We start from the raw sequence: 19,911 nt of genomic DNA, 5'->3' as shown, positions 1-19,911 counted from the left end.
GCCTCTGGCTGGTAGTACGAAGCTAATTCGCGTTGGGCATGTGCACCCAGTCGAGCATATCCGGCGTCAACCAGCCATAGACATAGTTGAGGTAGAATAGCGCGAACAGCACGGCCGACACGATCGTCGTCCGCAGCGCGATGCGCCCCGCATTGAACTGGTGCGGCGCGCTGGGTGCCTGGCCCGGAACCAGCGGAACGCCGGCTTCCTCGCTCGTCCGTACGCCGAACGGCAGCACAAAGAAGACCGACATCGCCCAGAACAGGAAATAGATCGCAAGCGCCGACTGCCACTTCATGGGCAGATGCTACGCCTCGATCAGCAGCACGTCCACCACCGGTTTCTTGCCAGTGAAGCGCGTCGCCACTCGCCGTACCGCCAGCCGGAGGGCCTCGCGCAGCTTCTCGCGGTCGCGGGTCTCCTTCGCCACGGCTTCCGTGGCGGCATCGGCAGCGGCGTCGATCAGATCATCGCGATCTTCCTCCACCGGCACGCCCTGAATGCGGATCTGCGGGCTGCCTAGCAGCCGCCCCTTGCGATCGATCGCCACCGCAACCGACATCTGGCCATAGAGCGCGATGCGGCGCCGTTCGGTCATCGTCGCGCCGTCGGCTGGCAGGATAACGTCGCCGTCGAGCACCAGTCTACCGGCAGGCGCAAAGCCGATCTTCTCCGGCTTGCCCGGCGCCAGCCGAACGATTTCGCCATTCACCTGCGTAACCGCCTGCGGCACGCCCTGCGCCAGCGCGAAGCGAGCCTGTTCGTGCATGTGGCGGATCTCGCCATGGACCGGGAGGATGATCTCCGGCCGAATCCACTTGTACATCGCCGCAAGCTCGGGCCGCCCGGGGTGGCCGGAAACATGGACGAACGCCTGACGATCCGTGACGATGTCGACACCCTTGTCCGCCAGCGTGTTCATGATCTTGCCGATCGCGATTTCGTTGCCCGGAATCTGGCGCGACGAGAAGACGACCAGATCGCCCTGGTGCAGCTTCAGCACATGGCTGCCCTCAGCAATGCGATTGAGCGCGGCACGCGGCTCGCCTTGGCCGCCAGTCGCGACGATCAGCACGCGCGAGGCGGGCAGCGTCATCGCGGTTTCGAAATCCACCGTCTCGGGGAAATCGCGCAGATAGCCTGTCGCCTTGGCGACGCGGATGATCCGGTCGAGCGAGCGGCCGGCGACGCACAGCTCACGGCCGGTATCGCGCGCAACTTCGCCAAGCGTCTGCAGGCGTGCTGCATTCGAGGCAAAGGTGGTGACGAGCACCCGCCCCTTGGCGGCGCCGATCACTTCGTCGAGCCCCTTGCGGACCTCTGCCTCCGAGCCTGAGGCCTCGGGATTGAACACGTTGGTCGAATCACAGACCAGCGCCAGCACGCCGCGATCGCCGATCGCCGTCAGTTCTTCGGCGGTAGAGGCGCCACCCAGCGACGGGGCCTCATCCAGCTTCCAGTCGCCGGTGTGGAACACGTTGCCATAGGGCGTTTCGATCAGCACCGCGTTGCCCTCGGGAATCGAGTGCGCCAACGGCGTGTAGGTGATTCGGAACGGGCCGATATCGAACGGCCCTTCCTCGTCGACCACGTTCAGCTCGACGCGGTCCTCGATGCCCTCTTCGGAAAGCTTGCCGTGGATCAGCCCGGCGGTGAACGGCGTCGCGTAAAGCGGCACGCCCAGATCACCCGCCAGATACGGCAGCGCGCCGATATGGTCCTCGTGCCCGTGGGTCAGCACGATCCCAAGCAGGTCGTCCAGACGATCCTCGATGAACTGCAGGTCGGGCAGGATCACGTCGATGCCCGGATAGCTGGCATCGCCAAAGGTAATGCCGCAATCGACCATCAACCACTTGCCCTGGCAACCATAGAGATTGACGTTCATGCCAATCTCACCCGACCCGCCGAGCGCGAGAAAAAGCAGTTCGTTTCCTGGAGTCACTTAACTTCCTTGCTGGCTGCGTTCCCACAGCATGGAGAGGCCCTGGATCGTCAGATCGGGCTCGATGGCGTCGAACACCGATATATGCTTTTCGAACAGGATCGCGAGGCCACCCGTCGCAATTACCTTGAGCGGACGGCCCACCTCGGCCTTCAACCGCGCGACCAGCCCCTCGATCATCGCGATATAGCCCCAATAGATGCCGATATGCATCTGATCGACGGTGTTGCGGCCGACAACGCTGGTGGTTTCCGGCGCGGTGATGGCGATGCGCGGCAGCTTCGCAGCGGCCGTCACCAGCGCGTCGAGCGAGAGGTTGATGCCCGGCGCGATGATCCCGCCCTTATAGGCGCCGCGATAATCGACCACGTCGAATGTCGTCGCGGTGCCGAAATCGATGATGATGAGGTCGCCCTCGTGCCGCGCATGGCCGGCGATGACGTTGAGGGCCCGGTCAGCGCCCAGATTTTGCGGCTCGTCGACATCCAGCGCAAAGCCCCATTCGGCGCGGCCCTGACCGGCGATGACCGCTTCGGTGCCGAAATATTTCGACGACAACACCTGCAGATTGTGGAGCGCGCGCGGCACCACCGTGCCGATGATCACCGCGCTTACGACGCTGCGCTCAAATCCTTCGAGCGCCAGCAGCTGGCTGAGCCAAACAGCATATTCGTCGGCGGTGCGGCGCGGGTCGGTGGCGATGCGCCAGCGCGCACGCACCTCGCCCTTGTCGAGCAGCGCGAACACGACATTGGTATTGCCGGCATCGATCGCGAGCAGCATCCCCTACCCCTTCGTCCTTACAACAGGAACACGTCGCCCGCGTGAATGGCACGGCTGGTGCCATCGGCCAAGCGCAGGATGAGCGCGCCTTCGCTATCCATGCCGCCAAACAGCCCATCCACGCTGCTGCCATCGCTCAGGCGCGCCGTAAGCGCCGTACCTTCGGGATGAGCGCGTGCCAGCCAGCGCTCGCGGACCGGCCACAGCCCTTCGCCGCGCCATTTGCCCAGCCAACGGCCAAAGCTCTCGGCCAGTACTTCGGCGAAAACATCGGGCACCACCGGCACACCCTGCGCCGCGAGACTGGTAGCCGCGCGGTCGAGGCCTTCGGGGGCGGCAGCAAGATTGACACCAATCCCCACTGCGACCGCGTCGCCGGCGCGTTCCAGCAGAATGCCGGACAGCTTGGCGCCGCCCACCAGCAGATCGTTCGGCCATTTAAGCATCGCCGTCACGCCAAAGGCGCGCACCGCCTCTTCCAGCGCAACGGCGGACACCAAGGCCAGCGTCGCGGGCGGCGGATCGGTAGGCCGCAGCCGTACCAGCGTGGAGATATAGCAATTGCCGACGGGCGAAACCCAGGGTCGGCCCTGCCGACCCTTGCCAGCAGTCTGGCGCTCCGCCCGCAACCAAAAGCCTTCCCCGGCGCCCGAAAGCGCCAGGGAGAGCATGTCGGCATTGGTCGATCCCGTCTCGGCGACGGTACGGATAACCGCCGTCAGAACAGCGCCTTCGCTGCGACCACGGCCCAGCTACCCAGTGCGCCGAACACCAGCCAGCCAATCGGCGAGATCGCCACCGCGCTGATCGTGATCAGGCCGCCCTCGATAAGGTCGGTCTTGCCGGCAAAGGCCGGGGCCGGCTCGTCAAAGTACATCGTCTTGACGATCTTCAGGTAATAATAGGCACCGATCGTCGAGGCAGCGGCACCCACCGCAGCGAAGACCCAGAGGCCGGCATTCACAGCCGCGATGAACACGCCCAGCTTGGCGAAGAAGCCGAGCAGCGGCGGAATACCCGCAAGGCTGAGCATGAAGATCATAAGAGCCAACGCCAGACCCGGCCGCGTGCGCGACATGCCCGACAGGCTGGAAATCGTCTCGACCGGCTCGCCATCCTCACCGCGCATCTGCAGCACCACCAGGAAGCTGCCGATCGTCATGACGACATAGATCGCCATGTAGACGAGCACGCTCGACACACCTTCCGGGCCGCCGGCGGCAAGGCCGATCAGCGCGAAGCCGACATTGTTGATCGACGAGTAAGCGAGCAGACGCTTGATGTTGGTCTGGCCGATCGCCGCCACAGCGCCGAAGATGATCGAGGCGAGCGACGCGAAGATCACGATCTGGCGCCAGTCATGGATGGCCGGACCCATGGCATCGATCGCCACGCGCACCGCAAGCGCCACCGCCGCCATCTTCGGCGCCGACGCGAAATAGGCGGTCACCGGGGTCGGCGCACCTTCATACACGTCGGGCGTCCACATGTGGAACGGCACCGCCGAGATCTTGAACGCGAGACCAGCGAACACGAATACCAGCCCGAACAGCAGGCCCAGATGCTGCGGCGACTTCAGGCCGGCGCTGTATGCGTTGGCGATACCGTCGAACAGCGTCGTGCCGGCAAAGCCATAGACCAGGCTGATGCCATAGAGCAGGATGCCGGAGGCCAGCGCGCCGAGCACGAAATATTTGAGGCCCGCTTCGGCCGACCGCGTATCGCGACGCATGAAGCTGGCGAGGATGTAGGCCGACAGGCTCTGCAGCTCGAGACCGACATAGAGGCTCAGCAGGTCGCCCGCCGACACCATCATGCCCATGCCGACCGTCGAAAGCAGGATCAGCACCGGATATTCCGGCCGAAGATCATCGCCCGAGGTACGCTCGAAGAATTTTGGCGCGATCAGGATGGCGATACCTGCCGCGACATAGATAACCACCTTGGCGAAGGTCGCGAAGGCGTCCGCGCGATAGAGACCGCCAAAGGCCACGCCGCCCGTGGCCGAAGGCCCCGCCAGCGCGATGCCGGCACCCGCGAGCAGCGCCACCGACACCCAGCTTACCAACTTGGTCGATGCCTGGCCGCCCCAGGCGGCCACGAGCATCAGCACGATCGAACCGACCGAGAGCACCAGCTCCGGCAGCGTCATCAGCAATTGCGTCGAATAGGTCATCAGTGCGCCTCCCCGTGCGCGGAGGCCTCATGGGCGGGTGCCGCCTGCGGCGTACCCGGCGTGGGTTTGGAGTCGCTGATCGAAGCGGTATGGGCGGCGCTGTTGAGGCGCGCAGTCAGCCGTTCGACATCGGCACGCATCGGCTGCAGGAAGCTGGTGGGATAAACGCCCATCCACAACACCGCCGCCGCCAGCGCGACCAGCATCGCGATTTCGCGGCCATCAAGGTCCGGCATCGCCTTCACATCGTCCTTGGTCAGGTCACCCCACACCACCCGACGGAACAGGTAGAGCATATAGGCGGCGCCGAGGATGATGCCGGTCGTGCCGATCAGCGCGGTCCAGGTCGAAACCTGATAGGTTCCTGCCAGACCGAGGAATTCGCCGACAAAGTTGCTGGTCCCCGGCAGGCCGATCGAGGCCATGGTGAACAGCAGGAACAGCACCGCATAACGTGGCATGTTGATCGCAAGACCGCCGTACCGGTCGATCTCGCGGGTGTGCAGACGGTCGTAGATGATGCCGACGCACAGGAACAGCGCGCCCGACACCAGGCCATGGCCGAGCATCACCATCATCGCACCGTCGATGCCGTTCGCGTTGAAGGCGAAGAGACCCATGGTAACGATCGCCATGTGGGCGACGGACGAATAGGCGATCAGCTTCTTCATGTCGGTTTGCACCAGCGCGACGAGCGAGGTGTACACCACGGCGATGCACGACAGCGCGAACACCAGCCACATGAACTGGACCGAGGCCAGCGGGAACATCGGCAGCGAGAAGCGCAGGAAGCCATAGCCGCCGAGCTTCAGCAGCACGCCCGCCAGGATGACCGACCCCGCGGTCGGCGCCTGCACGTGCGCATCGGGAAGCCAGGTGTGGAACGGCCACATCGGCATCTTCACCGCGAACGAGGCGAAGAAGGCCAGCCACAGCCAGGTCTGCCAGTTGGCCGGGAAGTCATGCGCCATCAGCACCGGGATCGAGGTGGTGCCGGTATTGAGCACCATTGCGATCATCGCGATCAGCATCAGCAGCGAGCCGATCAGCGTGTACAGGAAGAACTTGTACGACGCATAGATGCGGTTCACGCCGCCCCAGATACCGATGATCAGATACATCGGGATCAGGCCACCTTCGAAGAAGATGTAGAACAGGAACAGATCCTGCGCCGCGAAAGTGCCGATCATCAGCACTTCGGTGGCGAGGAACGCCGCCATATATTCGGGCACGCGCTTGGTGACCGACAGCCAGCTTGCCCCGATGCAGATCGGCATCAGGAACAGCGACAGCATGATCAGGTTGAGCGCGAAGCCGTCAATGCCCAGCGCCCAGGCGAAATCGACGCCGCCGAGCTGGAACAGGCTGACATGCTCAACAAACTGCCACTGCGGCGCGCCGGCGCCCGACTGGAAGTGCATCCAGAGGACGACACCCAGCGCCAGGTTCACCAGCGTGGCGAGGAGCGCCGTCCAGCGGGCTCCCTGCGCACCGACGAAGAGGCAGAGCACAGCGGCAACCGCAGGCACCGCGAGCAGGACGGAAAGGATCGGAATGCCGGTCATTTTTCCATCACCCCGCAATGACCCAGGTGAGCGCGGCCGTAAGCCCGATCAGCATGACGAAGGCATAGGTGTAGAGATACCCCGATTGCAGCTTGACGGCACCCACACTCCCGATCTGCACCAGTCGCGCGGCGCCATTCGGGCCGAACCGGTCGATCGTCTGTTCGTCGCCCCGCTTCCAGAGCAGGCGGCCGATGGCCATTGCCGGGCGGACGAACAGGAAGTTGTAGAGCTCGTCAAAATACCATTTGTTGAGCAGGAACAGGTACAGCGGACGGAACTGCTCGGCGAACGCCGCCGGGAAGCCCGGCGAAACCAGATAGGCATACCAGGCGATCGCCAGACCGCTCAGCATCGCCACCGTCGCCGACAGCTTCACCCACACCGGCACCGCATGCATCGCGTGCATCAGATGCTCGTTGAAGGCGAGTGCGCCGTGCCAATAGGTTTCGCCAGCCGTCGGCTCGATGAAGAAGCCGTGGAAGACGAAGCCAGCGAGCACCGCGCCAACCGACAGGATAATCAGCGGCAGCAGCATGACCGGCGGGCTTTCATGCGGGTGATAGCCCGCCGTGCCGTCGCCATGGTCGTGCGCGTGGTGATGATCGTGACCGTGCGCGGGGTGCGCGGCATGCGCATGATCGTCATGGCCATGGCCGTGCGCGTCATGCACCGCGTGCTGGATGTGCTCGGAAGCCGCCCAGCGCGGCTTGCCATGGAAGGTCAGGAACACCAGACGCCACGAATAGAAGCTGGTGAGCAAGGCCACGATCACGCCGACCCAGAAGACGCCGGTGTTGCCGGCAGCATAGCTCGCCTCGATGATCGCGTCCTTCGAGTGGAAGCCGGCAAAGCCGAACGCCACCGGGTTCCCGAACAGCGCGGGGATGCCAACGCCGGTGATGGCGAGCGTGCCCATCATCATCGCCCAATAGGTGATCGGGATGTGCTTACGCAGGCCGCCATAATAGCGCATGTCCTGCTCGTGGTGCATCGCGTGGATCACCGAGCCGGCACCCAGGAACAGCAGCGCCTTGAAGAAGGCGTGCGTGAACAGGTGGAACATCGCCGCGCCATAGGCGCCGACGCCCGCCGCAAAGAACATGTAGCCGAGCTGCGAGCAGGTCGAATAGGCGATCACGCGCTTGATGTCGGTCTGCGTCGTGCCGACGGTTGCGGCGAAGAAGCAGGTCGCGGCGCCGATCGTGGCGACCACGCCCATCGCGACATGGCTCTGTTCGAACATCGGCGACATGCGGCAGACCATGAACACGCCGGCGGTCACCATGGTCGCGGCGTGGATCAGCGCCGACACCGGGGTCGGGCCTTCCATCGCGTCCGGCAACCAGGTGTGCAGGCCGAGCTGCGCCGACTTGCCCATCGCGCCGACGAACAGCAGCAGGCAGAGCACGGTCAGCGTGTCGAAGCGGTGGCCGAGGAAGCCGATGGTCGAACCGGCATGGCTCGGCGCGGCAGCCAGGATCGTCGGGATGTCGACGGTGCCGAACACCAGGAAGGTGCCGAAGATGCCGAGCATGAAACCAAGGTCGCCGACGCGGTTGACCACAAAGGCCTTGATCGCCGCGGCATTGGCGCTCGGCTTGCGGAACCAGAAACCGATGAGGAGGTAGGACGCGAGGCCCACGCCTTCCCAGCCGAAGAACATCTGCACCAGATTGTTCGCGGTCACGAGCATCAGCATCGCGAAGGTGAACAGCGAGAGATAGGCGAAGAAGCGCGGCTGGTCCGGCTCCTCGCTCATATAGCCCCAGCTATAGAGGTGAACGAGCGCCGAGACGCTCGTGACGACGACGAGCATCACTGCGGTCAGCGCATCAACGCGAAGTTCCCAGGTGAAATTCATCGTGCCCGAGCTGACCCAGTGCAGCACCGGCGTGACGCTCGGCGCGGCATTGCCGCCCAGATATTGAATGAAGATGGGCCACGAAAGGCCGCATGCCACGAACAGCGAGATCGTGGTGACCAGCTTCGGGAGCGCAGCCCCGAACGACTTGTTCACCAGACCCGCAACGGCTGCCGCGATCAGCGGCAGGAATACGATGATCAGAATGGACGACATCAGCCCTTCATCCGATTGACGTCGTCGACCGAAATCGTGCCGCGACCGCGGAAATAGATGACCAGGATCGCAAGGCCGATCGCGGCCTCACCGGCGGCGACGGTCAGCACGAACATCGCGAACACCTGACCGACCAGGTCGTGCAGGAACGACGAGAAGGCGACGAGATTGAGGTTCACGCTCAGCAGGATCAGCTCGATCGCCATGAGGATGACGATCAGGTTCTTCCGGTTCATGAAGATGCCCAGCACCCCCATGGTGAACAGGATCGCCGAGACGACCAGATAATGGGTTAGCGTGATCACAGCTCCATCCCCTGCCCGACAGCCGGGTTCATGTTGCGGGTGGCATCCTTGGCGCGGCGCGCGATCTGCTTGCCGACATTCTGCGGCCGCACGTCGCTGCGCTTGCGATAGGTCAGAACGATCGCACCGATCATCGCGACGAGCAGCACCAGGCCGGCGCCTTCGAACACGAAGAGGTAGCGCGTGTAGAGCAGCTGGCCGATCGCTTCGATATTCGGCACGCCGCCGTCCACCGGCGCGACGCGGCGACCCAGCGCCAGCGTGCCGGCGCTCCACGCACCAACCGCGACGATGATCTCCGCGACCAGCGCCACCGCGAGCAGGCCGCCGACAGCGGCATATTTCATCACGCCAGCGCGCAGCTCGGCAAAGTCGATGTCAAGCATCATCACGACGAACAGGAAGAGCACCGCGACCGCGCCGACATAGACGATCACCAGCAGCATGGCGATGAATTCGGCGCCCACGAGCACCATCAGGCCCGCTGCGTTGAAGAACGCCAGGATGAGCCACAGGACGGAATGTACCGGGTTGCGCGACAGGATCGTGAATGCGCCGGAGACGCACACGATGATCGCGAACAGGTAAAAGGCGAGAAGCTGGATCACGGAATCGGATGGCCCCTTTGAATGGTGCGGCGCTTAACGGTACGGCGCGTCGGCGGCAAGGTTCGCCGCAATCGCGCGTTCCCAGCGATCGCCGTTCGCGAGCAGCTTATCCTTTTGATAAATCAGCTCTTCACGTGTTTCGGTGGAAAATTCGAAATTCGGCCCCTCGACAATCGCATCGACCGGGCACGCTTCCTGGCACAGGCCGCAATAGATGCACTTGGTCATGTCGATGTCGTAGCGCGTCGTGCGGCGGCTGCCGTCGTCGCGCGGTTCGGCCTCGATCGTGATCGCCAGCGCCGGGCACACCGCCTCGCAAAGCTTGCATGCGATGCAGCGTTCCTCGCCATTGGGATAGCGGCGCAGGGCGTGCTCGCCGCGGAAACGCGGCGACACCGGGTTCTTCTCGTACGGATAGTTGATCGTCGCCTTGGGCTTGAAGAAATACTTCAAGGTCAGGGCATGCGCCTTCACGAACTCCCAGAGAGTCCAGGTGCGGACGAAACTTGCGACGCTCATGCGGGCACTCCAACCCGGGTCAGCATGAGGTACCCGGAAACGAGGAAGACGAAGAGAAGCGACAGCGGCAGGAAGATCTTCCAGCCCAGGCGCATCAGCTGGTCATAGCGATAGCGCGGGACGGTGGCCTTCACCCAGCTGAAGCAGAAGAAGAAGAACAGCATCTTGGCGAACAGCCAGATGATACCCGGCACCATGTAGAGCGGCGCCCAGTCGAACGGCGGGAGATAGCCGCCCCAGAACAGCGTGGCGTTCAGCGCGCACATCAGGATGACGTTGGCATACTCGCCGAGCCAGTAGAGCGCGAAGGCCATCGACGAATATTCGGTCTGATAGCCCGCAACCAGCTCCGATTCCGCCTCGGTCAGGTCGAACGGCGCGCGCTGCGTCTCGGCAAGCGACGAGATGAAGAACACGATCGCCATCGGAAACAGCAGCGGGTTGACGAAGTTGCCGTTGATGCCGAAGCCGCCGAGGAACTGGCCGTAATAGCCCTTCTGCGCCTCGACGATGGTGCCGAGGTTGAAGCTGCCGGCCCAGAGCACGACCGAGATCAGCACGAAGCCGATCGAGACTTCGTAGCTCACCATCTGTGCGGCGGCGCGGATCGCCGAGTAGAACGGATATTTCGAGTTCGAAGACCAGCCGGCGAGGATGATGCCGTACACGCCCAGCGACGAGGCCGCGAGCACATAGAGCAGGCCGACATTGATGTTCGACAGCGCGACGCCCGCCTGGAACGGCACCACCGCCCACACGATCAGCGCGACCGTGAAGGTGATGATCGGCGCGAGCAGGAACAGGCCCTTGTTCGCACCCGACGGCACAATGGTTTCCTGCAGCGCGACCTTCAGGCCGTCGGCAAACGACTGGAGCAGGCCGAGCGGACCGACGACGTTCGGACCGCGACGCAGCGCCATCGCCGCCCAGATCTTGCGATCGGCATAGATGACCATCGCGACGGCCAGCATCACCGGCAGCGCGATGACGAGAATGTCGATCAGCGTGGCGATAAACCAGGCCGCCTCGAACGGCAGGCCGAGATAGGTGAACCAGGAGGTCATTCTGCGGCCTCTGCGAAATCTTCGCCATGGAGCAGTTCGGCCGAGCAGCGCTGCATCGTCGGCGACGCACGGCAGATGGCGTTGGTGAGATAGAAGTCGGCGATCGGATAGGTCACCGGGCCGGAAGCCTGCGACGGCAGCGACGGCGGATTCCACGCATAACCGGCCAGACCTTCCTGGCCGAGCGCCGGAACCTCGGCGGCCATCGCGGCGCGCAGTTCGTCGAAGCTGTCGAACGGCAGCGTGCGGCCGAGCTTTTCGGAGAGCGCGCGCAGGATCGTCCAGTCCTCACGCGCCTCGCCCGGTGCGAACACCGCCCGATCGGCGCGCTGCACGCGGCCTTCCAGGTTCACATAGGTGCCCGGCTTCTCGGCATAGGTGGCGCCCGGCAGGATCACATCGGCATGATGCGCGCCCTGATCGCCATGGTGGCCGATATAGACCTTGAAGCTGCCGGCGAACTTGGTGAAGTCCACCTCGTCAGCGCCCAGGAAGAAGGCGAGCTTCGGCGCAGCTGCGACGATGTCGGCAATGCCGCCCTTCTGCGCATAGCCGAGCATCAGGCCGGCCATCCGCGCCGCCGCGGTGTGGACGACGTTGAAGCCGTTCCATGCCGCTTCGGTCTCGGTCGCGGCGCGCTGGAACGCACCGGCAATCGCGAGTGCAGCACCATGGCCGTTCTTCAGCGCGCCCGGGCCGAGGATCAGCGCAGGCTTCTTCGCATTGTCGATCGCCTGGGCGAGATGCTCCGGCAGGCTGTTCAGCAGCCCCAGATCATCGCCCAGCCACTCGACCTTGTAGGTCAGGTCGACTTCCGGCCCGATCGCGAACACCTTGGCGCCGCGCTTGATCGCCTTGCGCACGCGGGTGTTCACCAGCGGCGCTTCCCAGCGCAGGTTGGTGCCGACCAGCAGGATCGCATCGGCCTCTTCGAGCGCCGCGATGGTGGTGTTGAACGCCACCGCCGACAGGCTCGACGTGTCATAGGCCATGCCGGTCTGGCGGCCTTCGAGCAGGTCCGAACCGAACGCCTTCACCAGCGCCTTGGCAGCATACATGGTCTCGGCATCGAGCAGATCGCCGGCGATCGCCGCGACGCTGGAACCCGCCGTGGCGGCCACGCCCGCAATCGCGTCGAACGCTTCTTCCCAGCTCGCCGGAACCAGCTTGCCGTCCTTGCGAACGAACGGGCGGTCGAGACGGCGGCGGACCAGCGCGTCAACATGGTAGCGGGTCTTGTCGTGCGCCCACTCCTCGTTCACGTCCTCGTTGATGCGCGGAAGGACGCGCATCACCTGACGGCCGCGGCTGTCGAGGCGGATGTTGGTGCCGACCGCGTCCATCACGTCGATCGACAGGTTCCGCTTCAGCTCCCAGGGGCGATATTCGAACGCGACCGGCTTGTGGGTCAGCGCGCCGACCGGGCACAGGTCCGCGACATTGCCCGAAAGCTCGCTCTTGAACGCCTTTTCGAGATAGGTCGTGATCTGCATGTTCTCGCCGCGATAGATCGCGCCGATATCCTCCACGCCTGCCACTTCCTCGCCGAACCGAACGCAGCGGGTGCACTGGATACAACGGGTCATCACCGTCTTGATGATGGGCCCCATGTACTTTTCCGTGACCGCGCGCTTGTTTTCCTCGTAGCGCGAGCTCCCACGGCCATAGGCGACCGACTGGTCCTGCAGATCGCACTCGCCGCCCTGATCGCAGATGGGGCAATCGAGCGGGTGGTTGATCAGCAGGAATTCCATCACGCCTTCGCGCGCAGCCTTCACCATCGGGCTGTCGGTGCGGATTTCCTGATTGTCGGCGGCCGGCAGCGCGCACGAAGCCTGCGGCTTGGGCGGTCCGGGCTTCACCTCGACCAGGCACATGCGGCAATTGCCGGCGATGCTAAGCCGTTCATGATAGCAGAAACGCGGAATCTCCTTGCCCGCGGCCTCGCAGGCCTGGAGCACGGTGGCGCCCTGCGGCACCTCTACTTCGATTCCGTCAACCTTGAGCTTGGGCATTACTCTGCCGCCTCTTGCATGGTTTCGATGCCGCCCGACTTGCGCTCGGTGATCCGGCGCTCGATCTCGGGGCGGAAATGGCGGATCAGGCCCTGGATCGGCCAGGCGGCCGCGTCGCCCAGGGCGCAGATGGTGTGGCCTTCGACTTGCTTGGTGACCTGCTGCAACGTGTCGATTTCGGTGATGTCGGCGTCGCCGGTGCGCAGCCTTTCCATCACCCGCCACATCCATCCGGTGCCTTCGCGGCACGGCGTGCACTGGCCGCAGCTCTCATGCTTGTAGAAGTAGGAGAGCCGGCTGATCGCGCGGACGATGTCGGTCGACTTGTCCATCACGATCACGGCCGCGGTGCCGAGGCCCGAGCCGAGTGCGCGCAGGCCGTCGAAATCCATCGGACAGTCCATGATCTGGGCTGCCGGAACCAGCGGCACCGACGAACCGCCCGGGATCACCGCGAGCAGATTGTCCCAGCCGCCGCGGATGCCGCCGCAATGCTTCTCGATCAGCTCGCGGAACGGGATCGACATGGCCTCTTCGACCACGCACGGCTTGTTCACATGGCCCGAGATCTGGAAGAGCTTGGTGCCCTTGTTGTTCTCGTTGCCGAAGCTGGCGAACCATTCGGGGCCGCGCCGCAGGATCGTCGGCGCAACCGCGATCGACTCGACGTTGTTGACCGTGGTCGGGCAGCCATAGAGGCCCGCACCCGCCGGGAACGGCGGCTTCAGGCGCGGCTGGCCCTTCTTGCCTTCCAGGCTCTCGATCATCGCGGTTTCTTCGCCGCAGATATACGCCCCGGCGCCGCGATGGACGAAGACGTCGAAGTCATAGCCCGAACCGCAGGCATTCTTGCCCAGCAGGCCCGCAGTATAGGCCTCGGCGACCGCCGCGAACAGCGTCTCAGCCTCGCGGATATATTCGCCGCGGATGTAGATGTACGCCGCACGCGCCCGCATCGCGAAGCCCGCGACCAGCGCGCCTTCGATCAGCAGATGCGGATCGTGGCGGATAATCTCGCGGTCCTTGCACGAACCCGGCTCGGACTCGTCGGCGTTGATGACGAGGAAGCTCGGGCGCTCCGGCGTCGGGTTCTTCGGCATGAAGCTCCACTTCATGCCCGTCGGGAAGCCGGCGCCGCCACGACCGCGCAGGCCCGAAGCCTTGATGCGGTCGATGATCGTGTCCGCGCCCAGTTCCAGCAGCGCCTTGGTATTGTCCCACGCGCCGCGCGCACGGGCGGCGTCGAGGTGCCACGACTGATAGCCGTAGAGATTGGTGAAGATGCGGTCCTTGTCCTGAAGCACCTTAGCGTCCCTTCCCGACCAGCTTCTGCACGAACAGATAGAAGACTACGGCCAGACCGATCAGGACGACCGTCCCGATCAAGTTAAATGCGAGCTTGAGCACCCAGCCGAGCACGACGATGCCGCCGATGATGGCCAGGATGGTGACGATCAGGCTGTTGCCCCGCATCACCATTCGCTCCGATAATCATGGTTCTCGCCCACCATCGCGGTCAGCGTGGTCGGCCCGCCCAGCGGCTCGACGGTGTGGCGGCCCGGCTCCTGCGTACCCGTCTTCGGGGTCTCGCCCTTGGCCAGCGCGTCGAGGATGCCAAGCGTGCGATCGTAGTCGAGATCCTCGTAATTGTCGTCGTTGATCTGCACCATCGGCGCCGACGCGCAATTGCCCATGCACTCGACCTCGGTGAGCGTGAACAGCCCGTCCTCGGTGGTGTGGCCCTTCTTCAGCCCGCGCGACTTGCACGCGGCCATCACGTCGTCCGACCCGCGCAGCATGCACGGCGTCGTGCCGCAGACCTGCACATGGTAGCGGCCGACCGGCGCCAGATTGAACATGGTGTAGAAGGTCGCGACCTCGAACACGCGGATATAGGGCATGTCCAGTTCGCGGGCGACGAACTCGATCACCGGAACCGGAAGCCAGCCCTGCGTGTTCGTTTCCGCGCCGACCTGGCGCTGCGCCAGATCGAGAAACGGAATGGTGCACGACATCTGCCGACCCGCCGGATAGCGGGCCATGATTTCCTTGGCCTTCTCGGCGTTGGCCGGGGTCCAGGCAAAATTGCCCCAGCGCGCGCGGACTTCCGCTTCATCGGGGAGTTGGGGTGCGTCAGCCATCAGCGGTCACATTCACCAAAAACGATGTCCATGGCGCCCAGAATGGCGGTGATGTCCGCCAGCATGTGCCCCTTGGACATGAAATCCATCGCCTGCAGGTGGCTGAACGCGGTCGGGCGCACCTTGCAGCGATAGGGTTTGTTGGTGCCGTCCGACACCAGATAGACGCCGAATTCGCCCTTCGGGCTTTCGGTCGCGACATACACTTCGCCCGCCGGCACGTGATAGCCTTCGGTGAAGAGCTTGAAGTGATGGATTAGCGCTTCCATCGACTGCTTCATCTCGCCGCGCTTCGGCGCACCGACCTTGCGGTCGAGCGTCAGGACCGGGCCTTCCGGCATTTCCTGAATGCACTGCTTGATGATGCGGGCCGACTGATAGACTTCCTCGACGCGGACCATGAAGCGATCATAGCAATCGCCCTTGGTGCCGACGGGGATTTCGAAGTCCATGCGGTCGTACACGTCGTACGGCTGCGCGCGGCGGATGTCCCACGGAATGCCGGCGGCGCGGATCATCGGGCCGGAGAAGCCCCATTTGATCGCGTCGTCGCGGTTCACGATCGCGATGTCGACATTGCGCTGCTTGAAGATGCGGTTCTCGGCGACCAGGCTGATCGCGTCGCCGAACAGCCGCGGCAGGCGCGTATCGAGCCATTCCGCAATGTCGTTCAGCAGCTTGACCGGCACGTCCTGCCGAACCCCGCCGACGCGGTAATAGTTCGAGTGCATGCGCGCACCCGACGCCCGTTCGAAGAAGTTCAGGCAGTCTTCGCGGATTTCGAACATCCACAGGTTCGGCGTCATCGCGCCGACGTCCATCACGTGCGAACCCAGGTTCAGCATGTGGTTGCAGATGCGGGTCAGCTCCGCAAACAGCACGCGCAGATACTGGCCACGCAGCGGCACTTCCAGATCGAGCAGCTTCTCGACCGCGAGCACATAGCTGTGCTCCATCGCCAGCGGCGAGCAATAGTCGAAGCGATCGAAATAGGGCAGCGCCTGGGTGTAGGTCTTGTACTCGATCAGCTTTTCGGTGCCCCGGTGGAGCAGGCCCACATGCGGATCGATGCGCTCGATGATCTCGCCGTCCAGTTCGGTGACGAGACGGAGCACGCCGTGCGCCGCAGGATGCTGCGGGCCGAAGTTGATCGTGTAGTTCGCGATCTGGGTCTCACCCGTCACCGGGTCGACGCCGTGATCGATGATCTGTTCGACGGTATCGGTCATTGGTTCTGCCCCTCACCCTTGGTGGGGATCACGTCCGAGTCCTTGGGCTTTTCGCCAGGCTGGTTGCCCGGGTGCGACTGGCCGGCGCCGGTCTGGGCCGGGCTGTCGGTGGTCTTTGCCTGGACAGCCTGTGGCGGCGCGGGCGGCGCAGCGGGCGCCTTTTCGTCGCCCGGCAGCACGTATTTCGCGCCTTCCCACGGGCTCATGAAATCGAAGTTGCGGAAGTCCTGCGCCAGGCTGACCGGCTCATAGACGACGCGCTTCGATTCCTCCGAGTAACGCAGCTCGACATAACCCGTCATCGGGAAGTCCTTGCGCAGCGGATGCCCCTGGAAACCATAATCGGTCAGGATGCGGCGCAGGTCGGTATTGCCCTCGAACAGCACGCCGTACATGTCGTACGTCTCGCGCTCGAGCCAGCCGGCGACCGGCCAGATGCCCGTCACGCTCGGCACCGGCTTTTCCTCGTCGGTGGTCACACGAACGCGAATCCGGTGGTTCCGCGTGAACGACAGCAGCTGGTAGATCACGTCGAACCGCTCCGCGCGCTGCGGATAGTCGACGCCGGCGATTTCGCTGAGCTGCTGATATTCCAGGCCCAGCGTATCGCGCAGCGCGATCATCGCCTCGACCAGCTTCTCGCGCACCACGGTGAGCGACACTTCGCCCACAGCGTCCTTAGCCTCGACCAGCATGTCGCCCAGCGCGGCCCGCGCAGCATCGATCACGCCGTCATTGGCGGCATATTTCGGAGCAGGCGCCCTCACCGTTCGAAACTCCCGATACGGCGAATCTTCCGCTGAAGCTGCATCACGCCATAGAGCAGCGCCTCTGCAGTCGGCGGGCAGCCGGGAACATAGATGTCCACGGGCACAATCCGGTCGCAACCGCGCACGACGCTGTAGCTATAGTGGTAATAGCCGCCGCCATTGGCGCAGCTGCCCATCGAAATCACGTATTTCGGTTCCGACATCTGGTCATAGACCCGGCGCAGGGCCGGGGCCATCTTGTTGCACAGCGTGCCCGCGACGATCATCACGTCCGACTGACGCGGCGACGCGCGCGGGGCGGCGCCGAACCGCTCCATGTCGTAGCGCGGCATGTTCACGTGGATCATCTCCACCGCGCAGCACGCCAGACCGAAGGTCATCCACCAGAGCGAGCCGGTGCGGGCCCACTGGAACAGTTCCTCGGTGGAGGTGACGAGAAAGCCCTTGTCGGCGATCTCGGCATTGATGTCGTTCAGGAAGCCGACGTCCGGGAGCGTTCCCGGCGGGGGCGGCGCCGAAAGCTCTACTCCCATTCCAGGGCTCCCTTCTTCCAGGCATAGATTAGGCCAAGCGCAAGCTCGGCGACAAAGATCATCATCGAAATCCAGGCGGTCCAGCCGAGCTTGAACACGCTCACCGCCCATGGATACAGGAAGGCAGCTTCCAGATCGAACACGATGAACAGGATCGCGACGAGGTAAAAGCGCACGTCGAACTGGCTGCGCGAATCCTCGAACGCGGGGAAGCCGCACTCATATTCGGTGAGCTTTTCCGGCGACGGCTGGTTCGTGCCGGTCAGGCGCGAAATCAGCATGGGCAGGAACACGAAGGCGCTGGAGAGCACCAGGGCGACCCCGAGGAACAGCAGGATCGGCAGATATTGTGACAGGTCGACCAATGGCCTTCTCTTCTCGCGAATGCGGAATCTTGCGGCGGCTTCTAGGACGGTGCCACCGGTGCGGCAAGAGCCGGAACCAGTGAGAATCACTCGCAATAATTTGCCGCCCGCACGCTTCCTGAATAGCGAATGGATCGCCGGAAAGGTTGCATCGACCAATCCGGACTTTGGGACAGGATTTACCGGGACTTAGCGCGCACGCGCGACGTGCCCGGGCAAGCAAGCGGACATTTTCCATCGAGCCGAAAAGCCTGTGGAAAATCCCCGTCTGCCATGCGCGACAACGCCGGATCAGCGCAGCGCGTTCGCCACCAGCTTGTGCAGCTTCGAATGCAGCCCGTCATTGGCGGCAAGGAACTGGTTCCGCTGCATCGCCATGTCCTGACCGCGATAGTCGGTGACGAAGCCGCCGGCTTCCTTGACCAGCAGCATGCCCGCCGCCACGTCCCAGGGCTTCAGGTCCGATTCCCAATAACCGTCGAAGCGACCAGCCGCGACCCAGGCGAGGTCGAGCGCCGCAGAACCCAGCCGGCGAATCCCCGCCACTTCCGGCGCCACCGCACCGAAGATTCGGCTCCACTCGGCAAAATTGCCATGACCCATGAAGGGAATGCCCGTCGCGATCAGCGCTTCGGTCAGGTCGCGGCGTGAGGATACGCGCAGCCGCTGGTCCTGCAGCCAGGCACCACGGCCCTTCTCCGCCCAGAAGCTCTCGTCGGTAAGCGGCTGATAGACCAGGCCATGGGTGATCTCCGGCTTGCCCTGCGAACCGTTCGGATCCTCGACCGCGATCGCGATCGAGAAATGCGGGATGCCGTGGAGGAAGTTGGTGGTGCCATCCAGCGGATCGACGATGAACCGGGGCTTGTCAGGGTCGCCCGGCAGTTCGCCGCCCTCTTCAGCCAGAATGCGCCAGTCGGGACGCGCCTTGCGCAGTTCCTCGATCAGCGTCTGCTCGGCGCGCTTGTCGGCCATGCTCACGAAGTCCGCCGGCCCCTTGCGGCTGACCTGCAGGTGCTGGACCTCGTTGAAGTCGCGGCGCAGGCGGGGAGCCGCCTTGCGCGCGGCGCGGTCCATGACGGTGAGAAGGCCGGAATGCGCTACCATATCAATCTCTCTCCCTGCCGCTCGTGCGGGGGACTAAGGAAGGCCTGACCCGAAAACGGGAAAAGGGGACGCAGGCCTGCCGTCCCCTTCCCTTCGATAGGTTCGGCCGAAGCCGGCAGATCAATCCGCGCGGCGGACGTAGGTCTGCTCGTACACATCAACGACGATGCGCGTGCCCGATGCGATGTGCGGCGGCACCATGATGCGCACGCCATTGTCGAGTACGGCCGGCTTGTACGAAGACGAGGCCGTCTGGCCCTTCACGACTGCGTCAGCCTCGACGATCGTCGCTTCGATCGTGTCGGGCAGCTGCACGCTGATCGGCTCTTCGTCATAGAGCTCCATCAGCACGTCCATGCCGTCCTGCAGGAAGGCAGCGGCGTCGCCGAGCAGGTCGCGCGGCAGCGTCGTCTGGTCATAGGTTTCCTTGTCCATGAAGACGAGCATGTCGCCTTCCGGATACAGGAACTGGAAATCCTTGGTGTCGAGGCGCACGCGCTCCACGGTCTCGGCCGAGCGGAAGCGGACATTGTTCTTGCGGCCGTCGCGCAGGTTCTTGAGTTCGACCTGCATATAGGCACCGCCCTTGCCGGGCTGGGTGTGCTGGATCTTGACGGCGCGCCAGATGCCGCCCTCATATTCGATGATGTTGCCGGGACGGATGTCCACGCCGCTGATCTTCATGGATCGTGCCTGTCGTTGAGAA

21 protein-coding genes are annotated in these 19,911 nt (G+C 64.1%); all 21 read right to left on the bottom strand.

What is annotated here, in order from left to right; translation table 11 throughout:
• Window positions 1-22 precede the first annotated feature (22 nt).
• On the bottom strand, window positions 23-298 hold the full coding sequence (locus ACT53K_RS05880; protein WP_476227627.1) for a DUF1467 family protein: 276 nt from the start codon (window positions 296-298) through the stop codon (window positions 23-25).
• A gap of 9 nt (window positions 299-307) precedes the next feature.
• Window positions 308-1,945 (bottom strand): ribonuclease J, encoded by a 1,638-nt coding sequence (locus tag ACT53K_RS05875; protein ID WP_476227626.1) that lies wholly within the window; start codon window positions 1,943-1,945, stop codon window positions 308-310.
• Window positions 1,946-2,728, bottom strand: a complete 783-nt coding sequence (locus ACT53K_RS05870) for a type III pantothenate kinase (RefSeq protein WP_476227624.1) — start codon at window positions 2,726-2,728, stop codon at window positions 1,946-1,948. It lies immediately after the preceding gene.
• 17 nt (window positions 2,729-2,745) lie between these two features.
• Window positions 2,746-3,450, bottom strand: a complete 705-nt coding sequence (locus ACT53K_RS05865; protein ID WP_476227983.1) for a biotin--[acetyl-CoA-carboxylase] ligase — start codon at window positions 3,448-3,450, stop codon at window positions 2,746-2,748.
• The gene (gene nuoN, locus ACT53K_RS05860) at window positions 3,447-4,904 is read right to left on the bottom strand and encodes an NADH-quinone oxidoreductase subunit NuoN (RefSeq protein WP_476227623.1); all 1,458 of its coding nucleotides are present in this window, start codon (window positions 4,902-4,904) and stop codon (window positions 3,447-3,449) included. Before nuoN ends, ACT53K_RS05865 begins: the two co-directional genes overlap by 4 nt.
• Window positions 4,904-6,469, bottom strand: coding sequence for an NADH-quinone oxidoreductase subunit M (locus tag ACT53K_RS05855; RefSeq protein WP_476227622.1), 1,566 nt, complete (start codon window positions 6,467-6,469; stop codon window positions 4,904-4,906). Before ACT53K_RS05855 ends, nuoN begins: the two co-directional genes overlap by 1 nt.
• 7 nt (window positions 6,470-6,476) lie before the next feature.
• A complete protein-coding gene (gene nuoL / locus ACT53K_RS05850) occupies window positions 6,477-8,549 on the bottom strand; it encodes an NADH-quinone oxidoreductase subunit L (protein ID WP_476227621.1) in 2,073 nt (690 codons plus the stop codon).
• On the bottom strand, window positions 8,549-8,854 hold the full coding sequence (gene nuoK, locus ACT53K_RS05845) for an NADH-quinone oxidoreductase subunit NuoK (protein WP_476227620.1): 306 nt from the start codon (window positions 8,852-8,854) through the stop codon (window positions 8,549-8,551). Before nuoK ends, nuoL begins: the two co-directional genes overlap by 1 nt.
• The gene (locus tag ACT53K_RS05840; RefSeq protein ID WP_476227618.1) at window positions 8,851-9,462 is read right to left on the bottom strand and encodes an NADH-quinone oxidoreductase subunit J; all 612 of its coding nucleotides are present in this window, start codon (window positions 9,460-9,462) and stop codon (window positions 8,851-8,853) included. Before ACT53K_RS05840 ends, nuoK begins: the two co-directional genes overlap by 4 nt.
• Window positions 9,463-9,495: 33 nt before the next feature.
• Complete coding sequence (nuoI, locus tag ACT53K_RS05835) at window positions 9,496-9,981, bottom strand: NADH-quinone oxidoreductase subunit NuoI (RefSeq protein ID WP_476227617.1); 486 nt, start codon at window positions 9,979-9,981, stop codon at window positions 9,496-9,498.
• Window positions 9,978-11,045 (bottom strand): NADH-quinone oxidoreductase subunit NuoH, encoded by a 1,068-nt coding sequence (gene nuoH, locus ACT53K_RS05830; protein ID WP_476227616.1) that lies wholly within the window; start codon window positions 11,043-11,045, stop codon window positions 9,978-9,980. The genes nuoI and nuoH overlap by 4 nt, the downstream gene beginning before the upstream one ends.
• Window positions 11,042-13,060 carry an NADH-quinone oxidoreductase subunit NuoG gene (nuoG, locus tag ACT53K_RS05825; protein ID WP_476227614.1) on the bottom strand — a complete coding sequence of 673 codons (2,019 nt, stop codon included), beginning with the start codon at window positions 13,058-13,060 and terminating at the stop codon, window positions 11,042-11,044. Before nuoG ends, nuoH begins: the two co-directional genes overlap by 4 nt.
• Window positions 13,060-14,364, bottom strand: a complete 1,305-nt coding sequence (gene nuoF, locus ACT53K_RS05820; protein ID WP_476227613.1) for an NADH-quinone oxidoreductase subunit NuoF — start codon at window positions 14,362-14,364, stop codon at window positions 13,060-13,062. The genes nuoG and nuoF overlap by 1 nt, the downstream gene beginning before the upstream one ends.
• Window position 14,365: 1 nt before the next feature.
• Window positions 14,366-14,533 carry a hypothetical protein gene (locus tag ACT53K_RS05815; protein ID WP_157105594.1) on the bottom strand — a complete coding sequence of 56 codons (168 nt, stop codon included), beginning with the start codon at window positions 14,531-14,533 and terminating at the stop codon, window positions 14,366-14,368.
• Window positions 14,533-15,201: a complex I 24 kDa subunit family protein gene (locus ACT53K_RS05810; protein ID WP_476227612.1), complete on the bottom strand. Its 669-nt coding sequence runs from the start codon at window positions 15,199-15,201 to the stop codon at window positions 14,533-14,535. The genes ACT53K_RS05815 and ACT53K_RS05810 overlap by 1 nt, the downstream gene beginning before the upstream one ends.
• A complete protein-coding gene (locus tag ACT53K_RS05805) occupies window positions 15,201-16,430 on the bottom strand; it encodes an NADH-quinone oxidoreductase subunit D (RefSeq protein WP_476227611.1) in 1,230 nt (409 codons plus the stop codon). Before ACT53K_RS05805 ends, ACT53K_RS05810 begins: the two co-directional genes overlap by 1 nt.
• Entirely contained in the window at window positions 16,427-17,197 is a 771-nt protein-coding gene (locus ACT53K_RS05800) for an NADH-quinone oxidoreductase subunit C (RefSeq protein ID WP_476227610.1), read from the bottom strand. Before ACT53K_RS05800 ends, ACT53K_RS05805 begins: the two co-directional genes overlap by 4 nt.
• On the bottom strand, window positions 17,194-17,733 hold the full coding sequence (locus ACT53K_RS05795; protein ID WP_476227608.1) for a NuoB/complex I 20 kDa subunit family protein: 540 nt from the start codon (window positions 17,731-17,733) through the stop codon (window positions 17,194-17,196). Before ACT53K_RS05795 ends, ACT53K_RS05800 begins: the two co-directional genes overlap by 4 nt.
• On the bottom strand, window positions 17,724-18,098 hold the full coding sequence (locus tag ACT53K_RS05790; RefSeq protein WP_476227607.1) for an NADH-quinone oxidoreductase subunit A: 375 nt from the start codon (window positions 18,096-18,098) through the stop codon (window positions 17,724-17,726). The genes ACT53K_RS05795 and ACT53K_RS05790 overlap by 10 nt, the downstream gene beginning before the upstream one ends.
• A gap of 291 nt (window positions 18,099-18,389) precedes the next feature.
• The gene (locus ACT53K_RS05785; RefSeq protein ID WP_476227605.1) at window positions 18,390-19,205 is read right to left on the bottom strand and encodes an inositol monophosphatase family protein; all 816 of its coding nucleotides are present in this window, start codon (window positions 19,203-19,205) and stop codon (window positions 18,390-18,392) included.
• 120 nt (window positions 19,206-19,325) lie between these two features.
• On the bottom strand, window positions 19,326-19,889 hold the full coding sequence (gene efp / locus ACT53K_RS05780) for an elongation factor P (protein WP_125977018.1): 564 nt from the start codon (window positions 19,887-19,889) through the stop codon (window positions 19,326-19,328).
• Window positions 19,890-19,911 lie beyond the last annotated feature (22 nt).

Source organism: Sphingomonas sp. DMC8, from assembly GCF_056314185.1.
This window is presented reverse-complemented; position numbering and strand designations above follow the sequence as displayed.

Excerpts from the sequence above, each read along its gene's own strand:
- ACT53K_RS05785 (WP_476227605.1), bottom strand. The coding sequence starts at position 19,205 with ATGGTAGCGCATTCCGGCCTTCTCACCGTCATGGACCGCGCCGCGCGC.
- nuoN (WP_476227623.1), bottom strand. The coding sequence starts at position 4,904 with ATGACCTATTCGACGCAATTGCTGATGACGCTGCCGGAGCTGGTGCTC.
- ACT53K_RS05810 (WP_476227612.1), bottom strand. The coding sequence starts at position 15,201 with ATGGCTGACGCACCCCAACTCCCCGATGAAGCGGAAGTCCGCGCGCGC.
- efp (WP_125977018.1), bottom strand. The coding sequence starts at position 19,889 with ATGAAGATCAGCGGCGTGGACATCCGTCCCGGCAACATCATCGAATAT.
- ACT53K_RS05805 (WP_476227611.1), bottom strand. The coding sequence starts at position 16,430 with ATGACCGATACCGTCGAACAGATCATCGATCACGGCGTCGACCCGGTG.
- ACT53K_RS05855 (WP_476227622.1), bottom strand. The coding sequence starts at position 6,469 with ATGACCGGCATTCCGATCCTTTCCGTCCTGCTCGCGGTGCCTGCGGTT.
- nuoG (WP_476227614.1), bottom strand. The coding sequence starts at position 13,060 with ATGCCCAAGCTCAAGGTTGACGGAATCGAAGTAGAGGTGCCGCAGGGC.
- ACT53K_RS05795 (WP_476227608.1), bottom strand. The coding sequence starts at position 17,733 with ATGGGAGTAGAGCTTTCGGCGCCGCCCCCGCCGGGAACGCTCCCGGAC.
- nuoH (WP_476227616.1), bottom strand. The coding sequence starts at position 11,045 with ATGACCTCCTGGTTCACCTATCTCGGCCTGCCGTTCGAGGCGGCCTGG.
- nuoI (WP_476227617.1), bottom strand. The coding sequence starts at position 9,981 with ATGAGCGTCGCAAGTTTCGTCCGCACCTGGACTCTCTGGGAGTTCGTG.
- ACT53K_RS05880 (WP_476227627.1), bottom strand. The coding sequence starts at position 298 with ATGAAGTGGCAGTCGGCGCTTGCGATCTATTTCCTGTTCTGGGCGATG.
- nuoL (WP_476227621.1), bottom strand. The coding sequence starts at position 8,549 with ATGTCGTCCATTCTGATCATCGTATTCCTGCCGCTGATCGCGGCAGCC.
- ACT53K_RS05870 (WP_476227624.1), bottom strand. The coding sequence starts at position 2,728 with ATGCTGCTCGCGATCGATGCCGGCAATACCAATGTCGTGTTCGCGCTG.
- ACT53K_RS05815 (WP_157105594.1), bottom strand. The coding sequence starts at position 14,533 with ATGCGGGGCAACAGCCTGATCGTCACCATCCTGGCCATCATCGGCGGC.